At 44.1% G+C, this 16,029-nt stretch carries 12 protein-coding genes and 1 pseudogene; 5 read left to right on the plus strand and 8 right to left on the minus strand.

Annotated features, from left to right (window positions below; translation table 11 throughout):
* Positions 1-173 precede the first annotated feature (173 nt).
* The 7 genes and pseudogenes from VF685_RS13350 to VF685_RS13380 form a co-directional block, all read right to left on the minus strand.
* Entirely contained in the window at positions 174-1,073 is a 900-nt protein-coding gene (locus VF685_RS13350) for a LysR family transcriptional regulator (protein WP_004970549.1), read from the minus strand.
* A gap of 48 nt (positions 1,074-1,121) precedes the next feature.
* Complete coding sequence (gene dld / locus VF685_RS13355) at positions 1,122-2,837, minus strand: D-lactate dehydrogenase (RefSeq protein WP_035311162.1); 1,716 nt, start codon at positions 2,835-2,837, stop codon at positions 1,122-1,124.
* A 90-nt stretch (positions 2,838-2,927) separates the two neighbouring features.
* On the minus strand, positions 2,928-4,082 hold the full coding sequence (gene lldD, locus VF685_RS13360; RefSeq protein ID WP_016659249.1) for an FMN-dependent L-lactate dehydrogenase LldD: 1,155 nt from the start codon (positions 4,080-4,082) through the stop codon (positions 2,928-2,930).
* A complete protein-coding gene (lldR, locus tag VF685_RS13365; RefSeq protein WP_004970689.1) occupies positions 4,079-4,828 on the minus strand; it encodes a transcriptional regulator LldR in 750 nt (249 codons plus the stop codon). Before lldR ends, lldD begins: the two co-directional genes overlap by 4 nt.
* Positions 4,829-4,852: 24 nt before the next feature.
* Positions 4,853-6,523, minus strand: coding sequence for an L-lactate permease (gene lldP / locus VF685_RS13370; protein WP_171257401.1), 1,671 nt, complete (start codon positions 6,521-6,523; stop codon positions 4,853-4,855).
* A 529-nt stretch (positions 6,524-7,052) separates the two neighbouring features.
* Positions 7,053-7,544 carry a hypothetical protein gene (locus VF685_RS13375; RefSeq protein ID WP_228278776.1) on the minus strand — a complete coding sequence of 164 codons (492 nt, stop codon included), beginning with the start codon at positions 7,542-7,544 and terminating at the stop codon, positions 7,053-7,055.
* 97 nt (positions 7,545-7,641) lie between these two features.
* A pseudogene (locus VF685_RS13380) lies at positions 7,642-8,892 on the minus strand (YncE family protein).
* A gap of 274 nt (positions 8,893-9,166) precedes the next feature.
* Between VF685_RS13380 and VF685_RS13385 the strand changes: the two are divergent.
* Together VF685_RS13385 and lon are read left to right on the plus strand one after the other, a co-directional pair.
* Positions 9,167-9,775, plus strand: coding sequence for a 5-formyltetrahydrofolate cyclo-ligase (locus tag VF685_RS13385; protein ID WP_127800656.1), 609 nt, complete (start codon positions 9,167-9,169; stop codon positions 9,773-9,775).
* 126 nt (positions 9,776-9,901) lie between these two features.
* Positions 9,902-12,328: an endopeptidase La gene (gene lon, locus VF685_RS13390; RefSeq protein ID WP_016659256.1), complete on the plus strand. Its 2,427-nt coding sequence runs from the start codon at positions 9,902-9,904 to the stop codon at positions 12,326-12,328.
* Positions 12,329-12,564: 236 nt separating this feature from the next.
* Here lon and VF685_RS13395 read toward each other — a convergent pair whose 3' ends face one another.
* The gene (locus VF685_RS13395) at positions 12,565-13,527 is read right to left on the minus strand and encodes a M28 family peptidase (protein ID WP_005179272.1); all 963 of its coding nucleotides are present in this window, start codon (positions 13,525-13,527) and stop codon (positions 12,565-12,567) included.
* A gap of 152 nt (positions 13,528-13,679) precedes the next feature.
* Here VF685_RS13395 and rlmH point away from each other — a divergent pair, with 152 nt between their 5' ends.
* From rlmH to VF685_RS13410, 3 genes are all read left to right on the plus strand, one after another.
* Positions 13,680-14,162 carry a 23S rRNA (pseudouridine(1915)-N(3))-methyltransferase RlmH gene (rlmH, locus tag VF685_RS13400; RefSeq protein WP_005179274.1) on the plus strand — a complete coding sequence of 161 codons (483 nt, stop codon included), beginning with the start codon at positions 13,680-13,682 and terminating at the stop codon, positions 14,160-14,162.
* Positions 14,163-14,274: 112 nt separating this feature from the next.
* Positions 14,275-15,051: a dioxygenase family protein gene (locus tag VF685_RS13405; protein WP_087662515.1), complete on the plus strand. Its 777-nt coding sequence runs from the start codon at positions 14,275-14,277 to the stop codon at positions 15,049-15,051.
* Positions 15,052-15,206: 155 nt separating this feature from the next.
* Entirely contained in the window at positions 15,207-15,968 is a 762-nt protein-coding gene (locus tag VF685_RS13410) for an META and DUF4377 domain-containing protein (protein ID WP_180192340.1), read from the plus strand.
* The last annotated feature ends 61 nt before the right edge of the window (positions 15,969-16,029 follow it).

The following is a 16,029-nucleotide window of genomic DNA, read 5'->3' on the forward strand; positions in this document are numbered from 1 at the left end:
ATGGAAAAATGAAAATGTATAGCTGCAATCAAAATCGTGGGCAGAAATTTAGTTTTATTGCCTTATAAAAAAGAATCACTAATTCCCTCAGCCTAGCCTGCTCTTTTGAAGATGAGGGAATTAGCGAATGATAATTTAAAAAATTATAAAAATTTTACTTTAAATACGATTAATTAAGGATGCTGACTAAACAAATCAAAAATCACTTTTCTTAACCACTGATGACTGGTTTGGTGATGACAAGACGTATGCCAATATTGTCGTACAGGATAGGTTGGAAAATTCAAAGGCGCACTCACTACTTGTAAATTCCCGCGTGCCAATAACACCTCACTTAAATAATAAGGCACTGTCGCAATCATATCGGTTTCTTGCACAATTAAACCGACCCCTAAATAACTTGGGATACTCATTAGAATATTACGTCTTAAACCACGATTGCTTAATTCATTTTCAATATGGTAGTGACCTATACTGGTATCTACATCGACATGCGATTCACGAATATAAGCTTCAACATCTAAACTTTTTTCACAAATACGTGGATGATCTTTACGACTAATCACCACATAATATTGTAAAAATAATTGCTGCTGATAAAAACCCTGCTCTAACTCAGGTAAAAAACCAATCGCAAAATCAATTTCACCATTTGCCATTTGATAACTGGTTTCACGGGTAATAGGACGAATTTTAATCCGCACTGAAGGTGCATATTTTTTTAAAAACTTGGTCAGTTTTGGCAATAAAACCAAATGCGAAACATCGGTCATTGCCAAGGTAAATAATTGATCGGAATGTGTCGGATCAAAATCGACTTTAAAATTATTGACCGTTTCAATTTTATTAATAATTTCACTAATCGGTGAAAAAATCTGTTTCGCCAACTCTGTAGGCAACATTTCATTGCCAACCCTTAAAAATAATGGGTCATTAAAATGCTGACGAATTTTATTTAAACAGTTACTAACCGCAGGCTGACTCATGCCCAATGCATCTGCTGCTGCAGACACATTTTTTAATTTATATACATAGTAAAAAATCTGTAGCAGTTTGCTATCTAACTTAAACATATCCATCTTTCTTTAGAATCAGTTTCACTGCTCAGTTTTCATCCTTATTTAACGCCAAGCTTTTAATTTAGAGCTATGCCCAATGCCCACATTAAAACAATTGGTCGGATCCAATTTTTGATAATGCTGCTTTAAGGCAGGCTTCGCCACATATAAATGCCCAACATTATGCTCTGCAGGATACTCTGCCCCACGTGCATCAAGCAATGACCACATTTGATGTTCCATCGCCAACGGGTCTACGCCTTTTTTAATAATATAGTCCTGATGAAAGACATGACATAAAAAATGACCATAATACAACTTATGTATAATCGCCTGCTCCAACTCTTCGGGCAAGGTTTCAACCCATTGCTGATCATTACGTCTTAACGCAATATCTAAAGCAACAATGTCTTCCACTTCATTTCGATGTGTATCACGATAACGAATTGCAGCACCTGCCACTGCAAAGCGATGCAGAAAAGCCTTGCGGCCTTCATCTTCATTACATAGAAAAAAACTGCCGGAATTGCGCGTGATAAAATAATCCATTAAAAACTGCTGTACTGCCGCAACATCTTGCTGCTCAATGCGCAAAATTAAATGATGTTCATACAAATCACGAAATTGGTTCATGCGTTCTGGTAAATGATTTGGCAGTAGTTTCGTGAACATTTGCAAAACTTTATCCGACAATCCACGCATGCCCCAACGGGTTAGAAAACCATCAACTTTGTCTTTCATGGCAAAAGCTGCAGGTACTTTACTGGTGCCAAACTTCTCGATAAACAAGAAGCTGTCTTTGCCATATTCTGCACCAATGTCATAGGCATCTCGATGAATATACTCGCCAGCAATCGGTACACGCGGCAAATCACGTAATAAAAAACGGCGAATCGCGGTTAAATCATCCTGCTGATTGCTGCCGATATAAAACACCTGACTCGGAATTTTCTCAAACGTATCCAAACGCACTGCAAACACACAGACTTTACCTGCCGAACCCGAAGCTTCAAACAAACGGCTCGGGTCGGCATTAAACCGTGCAGGCGTATCGGCATCGACTTGGGCAACATCATGCACGTAACGCTGATCTGAAGCACAACAATGTTCCGAATATTCAATATCTTCAGGGCGATATTGTTGTTGCTCAAGTTTGGTTAAAATTTCTTCTGGCGAGTTCCCTAAATTCACCCCCAAATGATTGATGAGTTGCAACTCGCCCAGTGCATCGACTTGTGCATATAAGGCCAACTCAGTATAGGCAGGACCACGTCTGACCAATGCACCACCTGAATTATTACATACCCCACCCAACACTGAAGCGCCAATACAAGATGAACCAATGACTGAGTGTGGCTCACGCTGATGCGGCGCCAATTGCTGTTCCAAAGCATCCAATGTTGCACCAGGCAAGCAAATCACTTGCTTGGCATCGTTGATGAGCTGAATACCTTTTAAACGTTGGGTGTTGATCAAAATTACAGGACGATCATAGTCATCACCAAAAGGGGTAGAACCACCCGTGAGTCCAGTATTAGCAGCTTGCATAATAATAATGCAATCAGCCGCCACAGCCACTTGTAACACTTGCCACTGCTGCAATAAAGAACCTGGCGTGACCACCGCAAAAACCTGTCCTTCGCCAAAACGTCGCCCTTGACGATATAAACGAGTATCTGATTCATGGGTCAATACATGCGCTTTTCCCACAATATCGACCAAGTTTTTGAGGGTTGCTGCAGCATCAAATTGTGTTGCAGAAGAAATTGTCTGTGGCATAGTGTACAAGTCCTGAAACAAGGTGAAAAATACAATTAAGCGATTCAGCCAAATGCATCGGTTGATGGATTGATCGCTCCTGTTGGCAATTTAGCCTTTCAGTTCACGCTCAAGTTGTACCAAGCAATCTGAGTTAATCGCTTGAATGTTTTTAGCACCCGTTAAGGTCATTGCGACTCGCATTTCTTTATCAATCAATTCGAGTAAATTACTCACACCCGCCCCACCTGCTGCACCTAGTGCATAAATAAAGGCACGTCCGAGCATACAAGTATCCGCACCCATCGCCAACATGCGCACCACATCTAGGCCATTACGAATACCTGAATCCACTAGAATTTTTAGATCTCCTTTTACTGCATCAGCTATTGGCGGTAAAGCACGTGCAGTCGAGAGCACACCATCTAACTGACGACCACCGTGATTGGACACCACAATTCCATCAGCCCCAAAACGAACAGCATCCTTAGCATCTTCTGGGTCTAAAATGCCTTTAATGACCATTGGGCCATCCCAGAATTCACGAATCCACTCCAAGTCTTTCCATGAAATAGATGGGTCAAAGTTATTGCCTAACCAGCCAATATAATCTTCAAGTCCTGTTGGTTTGCCTAAGTATTTAGAGATATTGCCCAAGTCATGCGGACGACCTAGTAAGCCAACATCCCATGCCCAGTTTGGATGCATCACTGCCTGCATATAGCGGCGCATAGCAGCATTTGGACCACTCATGCCCGAATGTGCATCACGATAACGTGCGCCAGGCACAGGCATATCTACCGTAAAGACTAAGGTTGAACAGCCTGCTGCTTTGGCACGTTCCAAGGCATTGCGCATAAAACCACGGTCACGTAATACATATAATTGAAACCACATTGGGCGTGAAATGGCAGGCACCACTTCTTCAATTGGGCACACCGACACGGTAGATAAAGTAAACGGAATACCTTTTTTGTCAGCTGCAACTGCAGCCTGCACTTCACCACGGCGCGCATACATGCCCGTTAAACCCACAGGTGCCAAAGCCACAGGCATTGACAAGGTTTCATTAAATAAGGTGGTTTCTAAACTCAAAGCCGACATGTCATTCAAAACACGTTGGCGCAAGGCAATCTGTGAAAGGTCTTCCACATTTCTTTTCAGCGTTTGTTCCGCGTACGCACCTCCATCAATATAGTGAAATAAAAATGGCGGTAAACGGCGTTTCGCTGCTTCGCGGTAATCATTCGCAGAAGAAATAATCATGGCGCTATCCTGTTTAATCGACTCGCACGCTGACGACGCGCATCTTCCTCGTCTATCATGCGTACTTGTTGAACTACAAATTCAATATGTCCACACACTGCCGAACGGGCAGCTTCTGGATCCTGGCGTTCAATTGCATCCATCACTTGAAAGTGTTGATCGTGCAACTGATCGAAACGGTGGGCTTCGGTATAGACTTTGCGTCTGCCCAAAACTACGTTGTATTGCAACAAATCAAATAAGCCACGCATCATTTGAATGAGCACCAAATTGTGCGATGCTTCGGCAATTGCCAAATGAAACTTGGCATCGGCAATTGCTGCCTGATCGTCATCACCTAAAATTTGAAAATGGGCGATTTGCTCATAACAGGCACGGATGTTTTTCAAATCCTCAGCAGTTGCCCGCTGTGCGGCATACCATGCCGTACCACCTTCAAGCACCATTCGAGCTTCCTGCACATCAAAACGATAAGCAGGGTCTTCATCAATCAGGTTACTTAAAGGCTGCACAATTTGATATTGCGACCAATTGGTGGGTAGCTGTTGCAAAAAAGTACCCGCTCCAACTTTGCTGACCAGCATGCCCTGACTGGTCAATTGCTGAATGGCTTCACGCAAAGAGGAACGGGAAACCCCGAGTTGTTCACATAACTTTCTTTCGGCAGGCAATCGGTCTCCGACTTGCATCTGATTTTTTTCAACCAGTGTGCGCAGGTCTTGTACAACTTTGTCGGAAACTTTCATGCGGCTATCCTCTTGTGCATGTGGTTATGGAATCATCCATGGGAACACATAAGCTTGTAGAGTGATAATAATACCGATCATTACGGTGAACGTGATACTGTGTTTCACGGTAAAGCGGAATAAATCCGATTCTTTACCGACTAAACCAACAGCCGCACAGGCAATTGCAATCGATTGCGGCGAAATCATTTTTCCTGTAACACCACCACTGGTATTGGCGGCAACAAGTAATACTTCTGGCACACCAATTTGCTGTGCAGTTGTGGCTTGTAAGGCTGCGAATAACGCATTGGCTGATGTGTCTGAACCAGTCAGGAATACCCCAATCCAGCCTAAAAATGGCGAGAAGAAAGTAAAGGCATTACCTGTATGAGCCAAAGCCAATGCCAAGGTGGCAGACATACCTGAATAATTGGCAATAAAAGCAAAAGCCAGCACCATACCAATGGAATAAATCGGTGTTTTTAATTCATTGATGGTTTCTGCAAAGGTTTTCACCGCTTCACGTGGTTTCATTTTTAAATAAATGATGGTGATGAAAGCCGCAATCATAATTGCAGTACCCGTGGCACTCAGCCAGTCAAACTTGAAGATGGCATCGTAGTCTTTGACGTCTGCCACCACAGGCGGCATTTTTTGTACCAGTTGATGTAAAAATGGCACCTTGATGGAAATGACCCAATCATGCATTGCACCATCTTTAGCAAATAAATCTTTGAACGGTTTGATGCTCCAAATCGTAACCATCACCGTTAAAATTGCAAAGGGTGACCATGCTTTCACAATCTGCCCGATGCTGTATTTTTGCTGTTGTTCTGCAACTAAGTTGGCATCCACTTTTGTGTCTGCATCGCTAAAACGGAAAATGTGTTTTGGCTGCCAGAATTTAAACAGTACTGTTAAGCTCACCAACGATGCAATTGCAGCAGTAATATCTGGCAACTCTGGTCCAACAAAGTTAGAGGTCAGGTATTGTGCAATTGCAAAAGCACCACCACCCACCAATACCGCAGGCCAAGTTTCTTTCACACCACGCCAGCCATCCATAATTGCCATGATCCAGAACAGCACAATAGGCACCATAAATGGCAACTGACGTCCAACCATCTGGCTAATTTCCATGGTTTCAACACCCGAAACCTGACCCGCCACAATAATTGGAATCCCCATTGCGCCAAACGCAACAGGTGCGGTGTTCACAATCAGACATAAACCCGCAGCGTATAAAGGTTTAAAACCCAAACCCACCAACAAAGCAGCAGTAATTGCCACTGGCGCCCCAAAGCCCGCTGCACCTTCTAAAAATGTGCCAAACGCGAAGCCCACTAGTAGCATCTGGAGACGCTGATCTTCTGTAATTGACAGAATAGATGAGCGAATAATGTTAAACTGCCCTGTTTTTACAGAGATTTTATATAAAAATAATGCGCCAATAATAATCCATGCGATTGGCCATAAACCGTAGAAAAAGCCATAGATCAATGAAGCAAAAGCCATTGGTGCAGGCATGCCATAGGCAAATAACGACACTAATAACGCCAAAATAACCGTAATTGTTCCCGCAACACTTCCTTTTAAGCGAAATACAGCCAATGCCAGAAAGAAAAAGATAATCGGGATTAATGCAATAAGACTCGAAATCCAAATATTTGCCATTGGATCGTAGATCTGTTGCCAATGTTGAAGCATTGTCATCTCCTTGAAATGCTCACTCAAACGTAAACATAGGTCTAAGCATATAGATAAAATTCTAATTTTGGTCTGACCAATATTGAAATAAAAATCAAAATACCCTCAATATTTGCAACAAATAATAGTTTTATACAAATAAATGTCAATATTGGTCTGATTATTTATTTAAATGGTCATACCAATTTAAATTAAGATGATCTATGTTTGCAGCATAAAAAATGCGGTGAAGAAAAATTTAAACTTTGTTTTTTCTGTAGTTTTTAAAAGGAGGGAAAAACCAAATTTATTTCGCACAGCTTTATACAACTTTAGTCCAATACAATGGAATCAGTGTGCTTTCTTCTAAGATGAATTGAACGCTTGATAAAATGAATCGTAGATAAATTCAGCTCAAGTGGCCGCTATTCGGTTTAGAAAACATGTTGGTTAAAGAATATTTTAGACAAAAAAATAACGCCATTGTTGACTGCAACAATGGCATTATCGTGTATTTATAACAGCAGATCATAAGCTTATCTGTGGGCTTAGCCTGTCACCCCACGTTTAGACGTTTTAAACGCGAAATATGCAAATCAATTTGCCCTGCAATTTCAGGTAAAATTTGCTTTAAGAACTGGCTATAGTTCATTGCATCTTCTGCTCTTAATACGCCTGCTTGTACCAATTGTTCCTGCTGTAGCAACATACTTTGTACACGGTTTAAATCAGGTTTTTGCCCTTGGCTTAACCCTGTACTAATTTGCTCAAAGCCTAAATACAACTGATCACGTTGCTGGATTAATTGCTGCATTTCAACTGCAGATACCGCAGCACGCTCTAGCATAGCGTTTGTTTCAATTACATTTTCAGATTCATCTGAAAATAGACTTTGCGTTGTTTCTATCTCTGTGGAAGCTGCGTTCGGTTTCACCCATACTGTTTCCGAAACAGTCTTATTCGGCGGTTGAAACATATACACCACGGTAAACAACACCGCGACAGCCAAAACAAAAAAGCCAATACCGAGCCATCGAGTCCCTTTCATGTGCACGCTCCATAGGTAAACCATTCTAAAATGCGCTCAATTCAAATATCGTCTTGAGCTCTTTAGTATGTTTTGCCTGTTATGATCGGCTTAAAAATTACGGCGTCGACCAATCGCTTGGTGCATAACCCAAACGTACTCGCTGTGGGTGATTCCCCACTGGCACACTGCGGACTTTTTCTCCTGTAGCGAAGTCAATCACCGTGACCACATCGGTTTCACTTTCTGAAATTACACAGCTTCTGCCATCTGGACTGCGCGTAGCCCAATACGGTTTACCGGCCGGAATGAGCTGAGTGGCCTGTAAGGTGCGCCGGTCCACAATAGTGGCATAGTCATCCATGGTGCCTGCTACACAGAGCTTTTCCCCATCGGCACTAATGGATAAACCATGATGGCGCGAGTCATTGACCCATTTGGTCCGGTCTTTAGGAATAGTGCTACTGCCCGGCAGCTGGGCGATGCGAGTAATCTTGTCCTGATTTAAATCATATTCGACCAGACCATTAAAGAAAGATACCTGCGCATAGAGCTTGCTTTCATCTTTACTGAACACCATCGGACGTACCGAGTTCGACAGGTCTTTACGTCCAAAAGCATCTAAAGCCGGACGCAAATCAATTTTTTTCAGTACCTTATAGGTATTGGCATCGGCAATGGTAATAAAGCGCTTACCTTTGGTGAAGTCTTGCCACTGTGCATCCATTGAGGTTTCTACGTTACCAATCGCAGAGTTTAAGATTTTCGTTCCACCTGCAAAGTAAATATTTTCGTGCGGTTTATCCCCTGTTGCAAAACGCCCCAATTCTTTACCTGTATGAATATCTAAGACATGCACCACATTACCTGACGATGCCGACACAGCAACACGCTACCCATCTGGTGAAACCGCCATGTGGTCTGCACGGAAACCTTCGACTGGCGTACGCCAATTAATTTTGCCCGTTTTAATGTTGATGGATACCACATCGGCAAAACTTGGACGTGAAGCTACAATGGATTGTCCATCTGGGGTGGAATACATATCATCCACCAACTGGTCATTGCCCTCACCTGCAGTTTGTTGAATGTAAGTGTAGGCAATTAATTTCACTGGATTTAAATGAATTTCTAATAAGCGTTCTTTGCGGTCAGGAATCATATTGACCACGCCCACTTTGCCAAAATCACCGGAAGGACGAATCACTGTGACCGTTCCATCCCAGTTATTGCCAACAAAGAAAACCTGTTTGGAATTGGCCGGTGCAGGCATTTCTGTAGATGCTGCCTGAGCAACGCTAGCGCTGAGTGCCGTGACAGCACAAACGGCCGGCAGCAGATATTTACGCAGGGTATTTTTATAGTCCATGTTATTGTTTTCCTAACCATGTGTTCATTTTTAATTTGTTCTTGTCATACTCACGTATCAACACTGCATCAGCATAAAGACAACAGGCCCTAGAAATCTATCCGCTTGCTGTAAAATCCGACGGAAGCCCATTTGATCTTGCAGATCGAGCATCAATAAGCTCCGGTTTTTGCAATACATCTTATTAGTGAAAATCTGTAACGGTCCTGCTCCCTTTGCAAGTTGTGCAGAAAGGATTAAACTGCGGGCACCACTTGTTTTTATGCCCTGCTCTGTGACCCACGACCTGATCCAGCTCCGTAAACAGCTGCGCAAACAACGCCGCCAGTTAAACCGCTTTCAGCAACGTCAGGCTGAGCAGCAGGTATTGCAGCGGTTACGTGCATGGCCGGCGTATCGGCAGGCTCAGAAAATTGGCGTGTATTTACATGCCTTTGGTGAAATTCATACCACTAAAATCATTGAACTCTGTTTTGCCCAAGGTAAACAGGTGTATTTACCAATGATCTGTAATATGAATGACCGGCTGGTCTGGGAGCGTATCCAGCAAGGTCAATATCGTAATAAACGCTTTGCTCACCATCGTTTGGGTATGCAGGAACCGATGGCCAGTCGTGGCCGGCATGTCTCCGAACTTGATCTGCTCTTGATGCCTTTACTGGCCTGTGACCGACGCGGAACCCGGATTGGAATGGGCGGCGGCTATTATGATAAAACGCTGGCCAGCGCCCCGACCACACCGCTGCGGGTCGGCCTGTGTCATGATTTCCAGATTGTGGATATTCCTTTGGCGCGTGAGGCCTGGGATCAGCCGCTAGATGCCCTGATCAGTCCACATTTCCAGTATTCTTTTCAGCGCAAGTTTGCGATTTATAATCATTAACAATAAATTAAAATCATCAACTTAGCTAAATTTCCAACAATTTATAGACTTCGGCCCTTGTAATTTTTAAATTACCCATCACTATAAAAAACATGGCAACACCGTTGTCACTCATTAGGAGTGCCCATGTCTGAAATTATTATGAATGAACAAACCTTAGAGCCTCAGGTTCCAAGTGTATTACCGCTTTTAGCGCTACGTGACGTGGTGGTTTATCCGCACATGCAAATTGCGCTATTTGTAGGTCGTGAAAAATCGATCAATGCAGTTGATGTGGCTCGTAACAGTGACAATCTAGTATTTGTAGTTGCGCAAAAAGATTCGCTTACAGAAGAAATTGATCACGACAATTTATATCAATACGGTACTGTCGCGAAGATTGTGCAAGTTGTGAATCACGAAAATGATGAGAACTGCATCAAAGTCCTGATTGAAGGTCTACATCGCTCGAAGCTGGTCGAAATTATCGAAGAAGAGGACCATCTAAAAGCAGAACATCAGTTAAGCCCAATGACGGTTGCGGTAGACAGTGAGGTTCAGGCCACACGTGTGCTCGAATTGCGTGCCCTGTTTGCACAATATGCCGAAGCAAAATTACGTAATGCGCGTGAACTGATTGCTGCGGTCAACAAAATTGATGACCTGCTGCAATTGCTGTTTTTTGTGGCGACCCGCGTTCCACTGAATATCGAAGTGAAACAGAAATTCCTGGAACACGACGAGTTTGAAGCACATTTACAGGAACTCATGACCTATTTGCTGCAACAGTCTGAAGAACAGCAGATTGAGCAAACCCTGCATGATTCTGTCAAACGCCAGATGGAAAAAAACCAGCGCGAATACTTCCTGAATGAAAAAATGAAAGTCATTCAGCGCGAACTTTCCGATATGAATGGCGGTGCGGAAGATGACGTTGCGGAAATTGAAAAACGTTTGGCCGAAGCTGATTTACCAGAACACGTGCGTAAAAAAGCCGAATCTGAACTGCGCAAGTTAAAAGCCATGCAACCGGCGTCGAGTGAAGCGGCGGTGGTCCGTAACTATCTTGAAGTAATTCTGGATACGCCGTGGAACAAGGCCAGCAAAGTCAGCATCAACCTGAATAAAGCGCAGGAAATTCTGGATGCCGATCACTATGGTCTGGACGAAGTCAAAGAACGCATTGTGGAATATCTGGCAGTTCAATCACGCGTGAAAAAACTGCGTGGCCCGATTCTGTGTCTGGTGGGTCCTCCGGGTGTTGGTAAAACCTCTTTAGGTGAATCAATTGCCAAAGCCACTGGCCGTGAATTTGTGCGCATGGCGCTAGGCGGGGTCCGTGATGAAGCGGAAATCCGTGGTCACCGTCGTACCTATATTGGTGCAATGCCGGGTAAAATTGTGCAGTCTTTAACCAAAGTTGGCGTCAAGAACCCGCTGTTCCTGCTCGACGAAATTGACAAGATGGCGCAAGACTACCGTGGCGATCCTGCCTCGGCGATGCTGGAAGTACTCGATCCATCACAAAACAACAAGTTCAATGATCACTATTTAGATCTGGACCTGGACCTGTCTGAAGTGATGTTTATCTGTACCGCCAACAGCATGAATATTCCTGAAGCACTTCTGGATCGTATGGAAGTGATTCGTCTTCCGGGTTATACCGAAGAAGAAAAAGTGAATATCGCCGATCGTTACCTGGTGCCAAAAGCCATCAAGAATAACGGTTTACGTGGCAAAGAACTGACCGTACATGAAGAAGCGATTCGTGACATTGTACGTCGTTATACCCGTGAAGCCGGTGTGCGTAGCCTGGAACGTGAAGTCTCTAAAATTGCACGTAAAGTGGTCAAAGAAGCGGTCAGCAAAAAAGCCAAAAACCTGCAGGTTGAGGTCAACGCGGGCAACTTGCCAGACTACTTGGGTCCACACAAATTCGACTTCGGCATGGCGGAAGAAGAAGCAGAAGTGGGTCGCGTGAATGGCTTGGCCTGGACCTCTGTGGGCGGTGAATTACTGACCATTGAAGTGGCGACCATGAAAGGCAAAGGTACTTTCATTACCACCGGTTCACTCGGTGATGTCATGCAGGAGTCGATTAAAGCAGCCATGACAGTAGTGCGTACCCGTGCCGACTCTTTAGGCATTGAATCTTCAGTCTTTGCTGAAACTGATGTACACGTGCATTTACCTGAAGGTGCAACACCAAAAGATGGTCCATCGGCAGGTCTGGCGCTAACTACCGCGCTGGTATCAGCCTTTACCGGTATTCCAATCCGTCCGGATATTGCCATGACCGGTGAAACCAGCTTGCGTGGTCGTGCTATGCGCATTGGTGGCTTGAAAGAGAAACTGTTAGCCGCACACCGTGGTGGTATTAAACTGGTGTTTATTCCACAGGAAAACGTCCGTGACCTGGCGGAAATTCCGGATAACGTCAAAGACGGTCTGGAAATTAAAGCAGTGAAATCCATTGATGAGATTTTACCGCTGGCATTAACCTCAATGCCAAAACCACTGGTGAAAGCGCCGATTGTAAAACCGGTAGAAGAAGGTAAGGCTGCACGTCACTAAGTGGTGCCTTCATATCTTCTCCACAAAAGAGAGCTTCGGCTCTCTTTTGTTGTTTTCGGGTGATGAAATGTTCCACTTGAAAAATTTCCGTTCATCTCCATCTATAATAATACAGAGCATATTGCTGTAAGTTTCTTTCTTTATTCCTGCTCATCGTATGGCCATTCAAACTCCAGATGAATGGCCTGTTTGACCGCAGTCCTACTCTATTTCAGGGCTGCGTTTTTTATGGCCGCTTATGGCGTTGCCCCGAGCAGTTGATGAATCAGCCCATCAATCACCTGGCCCATTTTGGTGACATTTAAAGTATCCAGCGTATCCTTTTCGGTATGATAATTCGGATTACGATAATGCGAAGTATCGGTAATCAGCAGTGCTGGAATATCATGCTGCCAATAACTGCGATGATCCGAAAACCCGGCTGCACTGACAAACGCCGGCATCACCAGCCGTTCACACTGCAATTTATCTAACAGGCGCATCTGCTGACAGTATTGCTCACCCAGCGCATTGGACTGAAAATTACTGATCGCGGCAATATAATTGCCATGACTTGGATAAATCCATTTTAACCCCATCGGATACTGCTGGATTAAACGCGAATCATAGTAGCCAATCATTTCCAGCACATAGACTGCCTGAATATGCTCTTTTTCGGCCAGAATAGATTTGGCATGTACCTGACTGCCCATAAACTCGGTCTGATAATACGGTGCTTCTTGCAGGGTATAAAAAACAAACTCGACATTATGCGGCAGCTTGGTTTTTTCCTGGCTTAAAATACGCGCTATTTCAATTAATCCGGCCACACCGGAAGCATTGTCATCAGCGCCCTTCTGGTTGCCATGCACATCATAATGCGCACCTAAAATCACCCGATCTGAACGGCCCACTTTTAAATGACAGACCACATTGCGATAACTTTTTCCATTCACCGGATAAGTCTGGTACTGGCATGGAATGCCGAATAAACGCATCTGCTCTTTAATCCAGGCCGAAACCCGGTTCAATTCTTCAATATTTTTATGATTACGGTACACGCCCGGCGGCCCGATAATCTGCTGCAAATAGACTTTCAAATTTTGCGGATCAGCCGGTTCATATAATGAAATGGCGGCGGATAGCGGCTGCATCCAGCCCAGCAGCAAAGTACAACCCAATATCCCTAAACCGTTTTTAATCTGTTGAAATAACCACATTTATTATTGTTCCATACAAAAGCAGGTTTTATTGTCCTGTGGCTCATTAAAGCAACAGCAGCATACAGATTACAATTTCAAATTGTGTCTTTTCTCCTGCACAAGCGGCTTTCAAGGTTATAATTACTTTTCATTTTCTTGCCTGTTTTATTATGAAAATTCGTATTCTGACCATTGGTCAAAAAATGCCGGCTTGGGTACTGACTGGTTTTGAAGATTATTTCAAACGTATACAGCCTTTTGTACAAACCCAGATTATTGAATTGCCGATGGCCAAACGCGGCAAAAATGATTCAGAAGCCGATATTTTAAAATACCGGCAGATTGAAGGTGACAGCATCTTAAATGCCCTGAAAGCCAATGAAACCCTGATTGCACTAGAAGTGGGTGGACGTGAATTCAGCACCGAAAAACTGGCTGAAACCATGAAAGGCTGGATGCTGGAAGGCAATGATATTGCCTTGGCGATTGGCGGCCCGGATGGTCATTCGGAAGCAGTACGTAAAGCTGCAGCATGGCACTGGTCTTTATCTAAACTGACCCTTCCGCATCCACTGGTGCGAGTGATGCTGATTGAACAGCTGTACCGGGCCATGAGCATTAACCATAATCATCCTTATCATCGGGCGGGTTAAGAAAACCCTACCCATTGTTTCGTATTTAGAACATTCTGTTGAACCCGACCCGGTTTAATAAAGCATGTCGCTTTGACATGATAGGATCAGAATCGTGACATAGGCTTTCATTATGAATTTACAGACCCTTCCCGGCTTATTTATATCGCATGGTTCGCCTATGCTCGCGCTCAATCCTGAACAGGTCGGGCCGGCGCTTGCCCGTTTAAGCACCAACCTGCCCAAACCGCAGGCGATTGTGGTGATGTCGGCGCATTGGGAAAGTCGCAGTCTTGAAGTCAACACCGGTATTCGTCCAGAAACCTGGCATGATTTCCGCGGCTTCCCGGAAGAGCTGTACCAGATTCGCTATCCGGCACCGGGACAACCTGAGCTGGCCGAAGAAGTATTACAGCTACTGGCCAATGCCGGTTTTAATGCGCATGCCAACAGCACCCGCCCGCGCGATCATGGGGTATGGATGCCTTTGCTGCATATGTATCCTGAAGCCGACATTCCGGTAATTGAAGTGTCGTTGCCGATGCATCTGCAAGCTGCAGATCTGTACAAAATTGGCCAGACCTTGGCGGTGTTACGAGAACGCCAAATTCTGCTGATTGGTTCAGGTAGTATTACCCACAATTTAAGAGAGCTATCTTGGGACAACCAGCACAGCGTGGTGCCAGAATGGGCTTCGACCTTCCGTAATTATGTGGTCAGCAAACTGGCACATCAGGACTATGATGCGGTACTGGACTGGCCGACCATTCCGTATGTCAATCGCAACCATCCCACTATCGAACATCTGGCACCCCTGTTTTTTAGCATGGGCACCGGTCATCGTTTTAGTATTGTGCATAGCAGTTTTACCATGGGTGCACTGGGTATGGATATTTACCGTTTTGACTAAAATCTAGCGCGACCAAACATAACTTTTTCTTATTTATTAACAAAAAATTACTTATGGATACATTTTGCAACCGGAAAAGGGCAAATGTATCCATTTTTTTAAATAGCAAATCGGTTATATTCTGATGAATTTCCGATAAGTGCTTTATTTATAAAATGAAACTCAAATATTTAGCCATTTTACTTTTCCCTTTAAGCTTGGCCGCTTGCCAGAGTAGTGATCTGCAACGTGCGGGAGATCTTGCAGTGTCTGTATTACAACAACAAAATACCGATAAGATTGTCAGCGCTTACCAATGGTCTTTAGATACCGGTGCAGCCAAACCCCTGACCCTGAATTTTAATGACAATGGCCGTTTAAGTATTGGCACCAGCTGTAACCAGATGGGTGGTAACTGGCAGATTAACAACAACCAGTTACAGGTGGGTATGTTAATCAGTACCGAAATGGCCTGTGAAGCCAGCGCCATGCAGCAGGAACGTTTTGCTGCTGCCCTGTTCCAAAAACCTGTCAGCGTGCAGCTGGACATGAAAAATACGCAACAACCGAGCTTAATCTTGACCGCTGCAGATGGCCAGCAACATACTTTTCAGGGCAAAATGACGCCGGAAACCAAATACCAGTCGGCCGGTGAAACCATCTTCCTGGAAATTTCCCCGGAAACCAAAGCCTGTACCGGCGTTGCTCCACAAACCTGCTTGCAGGTACGCGAAGTCAAATACAATGAACAGGGTCTGAAAACCCAAGTTGATCAGGACTGGATTTTATTCTATGACCAAATTGAAGGCTTTCAGCACAATCCGAATGAACGCCAGATTATTCGGGTCAAGCGTTATGAACTGAAAAACCCGGCGGCTGATCAATCCAAATATGCCTATGTACACGATATGACGGTTGAAACTGGCCGGATCAATTAACAGCAGATCTTAAAAAATAACCCATAAAAAAAACCGAGGTCAGTGCCTCGGTTTTTTCAGC

Source organism: Acinetobacter sp. Brlt_5 (genome assembly GCF_051949055.1).
Classification (GTDB): Bacteria; Pseudomonadota; Gammaproteobacteria; order Pseudomonadales; family Moraxellaceae; genus Acinetobacter; species Acinetobacter indicus.

Excerpts from the sequence above, each read along its gene's own strand:
- VF685_RS13350 (WP_004970549.1), bottom strand. The coding sequence starts at position 1,073 with ATGTTTAAGTTAGATAGCAAACTGCTACAGATTTTTTACTATGTATAT.
- dld (WP_035311162.1), bottom strand. The coding sequence starts at position 2,837 with ATGCCACAGACAATTTCTTCTGCAACACAATTTGATGCTGCAGCAACC.
- lldD (WP_016659249.1), bottom strand. The coding sequence starts at position 4,082 with ATGATTATTTCTTCTGCGAATGATTACCGCGAAGCAGCGAAACGCCGT.
- lldR (WP_004970689.1), bottom strand. The coding sequence starts at position 4,828 with ATGAAAGTTTCCGACAAAGTTGTACAAGACCTGCGCACACTGGTTGAA.
- lldP (WP_171257401.1), bottom strand. The coding sequence starts at position 6,523 with ATGACAATGCTTCAACATTGGCAACAGATCTACGATCCAATGGCAAAT.
- VF685_RS13375 (WP_228278776.1), bottom strand. The coding sequence starts at position 7,544 with ATGAAAGGGACTCGATGGCTCGGTATTGGCTTTTTTGTTTTGGCTGTC.
- lon (WP_016659256.1), top strand. The coding sequence starts at position 9,902 with ATGTCTGAAATTATTATGAATGAACAAACCTTAGAGCCTCAGGTTCCA.
- VF685_RS13395 (WP_005179272.1), bottom strand. The coding sequence starts at position 13,527 with ATGTGGTTATTTCAACAGATTAAAAACGGTTTAGGGATATTGGGTTGT.
- rlmH (WP_005179274.1), top strand. The coding sequence starts at position 13,680 with ATGAAAATTCGTATTCTGACCATTGGTCAAAAAATGCCGGCTTGGGTA.
- VF685_RS13405 (WP_087662515.1), top strand. The coding sequence starts at position 14,275 with ATGAATTTACAGACCCTTCCCGGCTTATTTATATCGCATGGTTCGCCT.
- VF685_RS13410 (WP_180192340.1), top strand. The coding sequence starts at position 15,207 with ATGAAACTCAAATATTTAGCCATTTTACTTTTCCCTTTAAGCTTGGCC.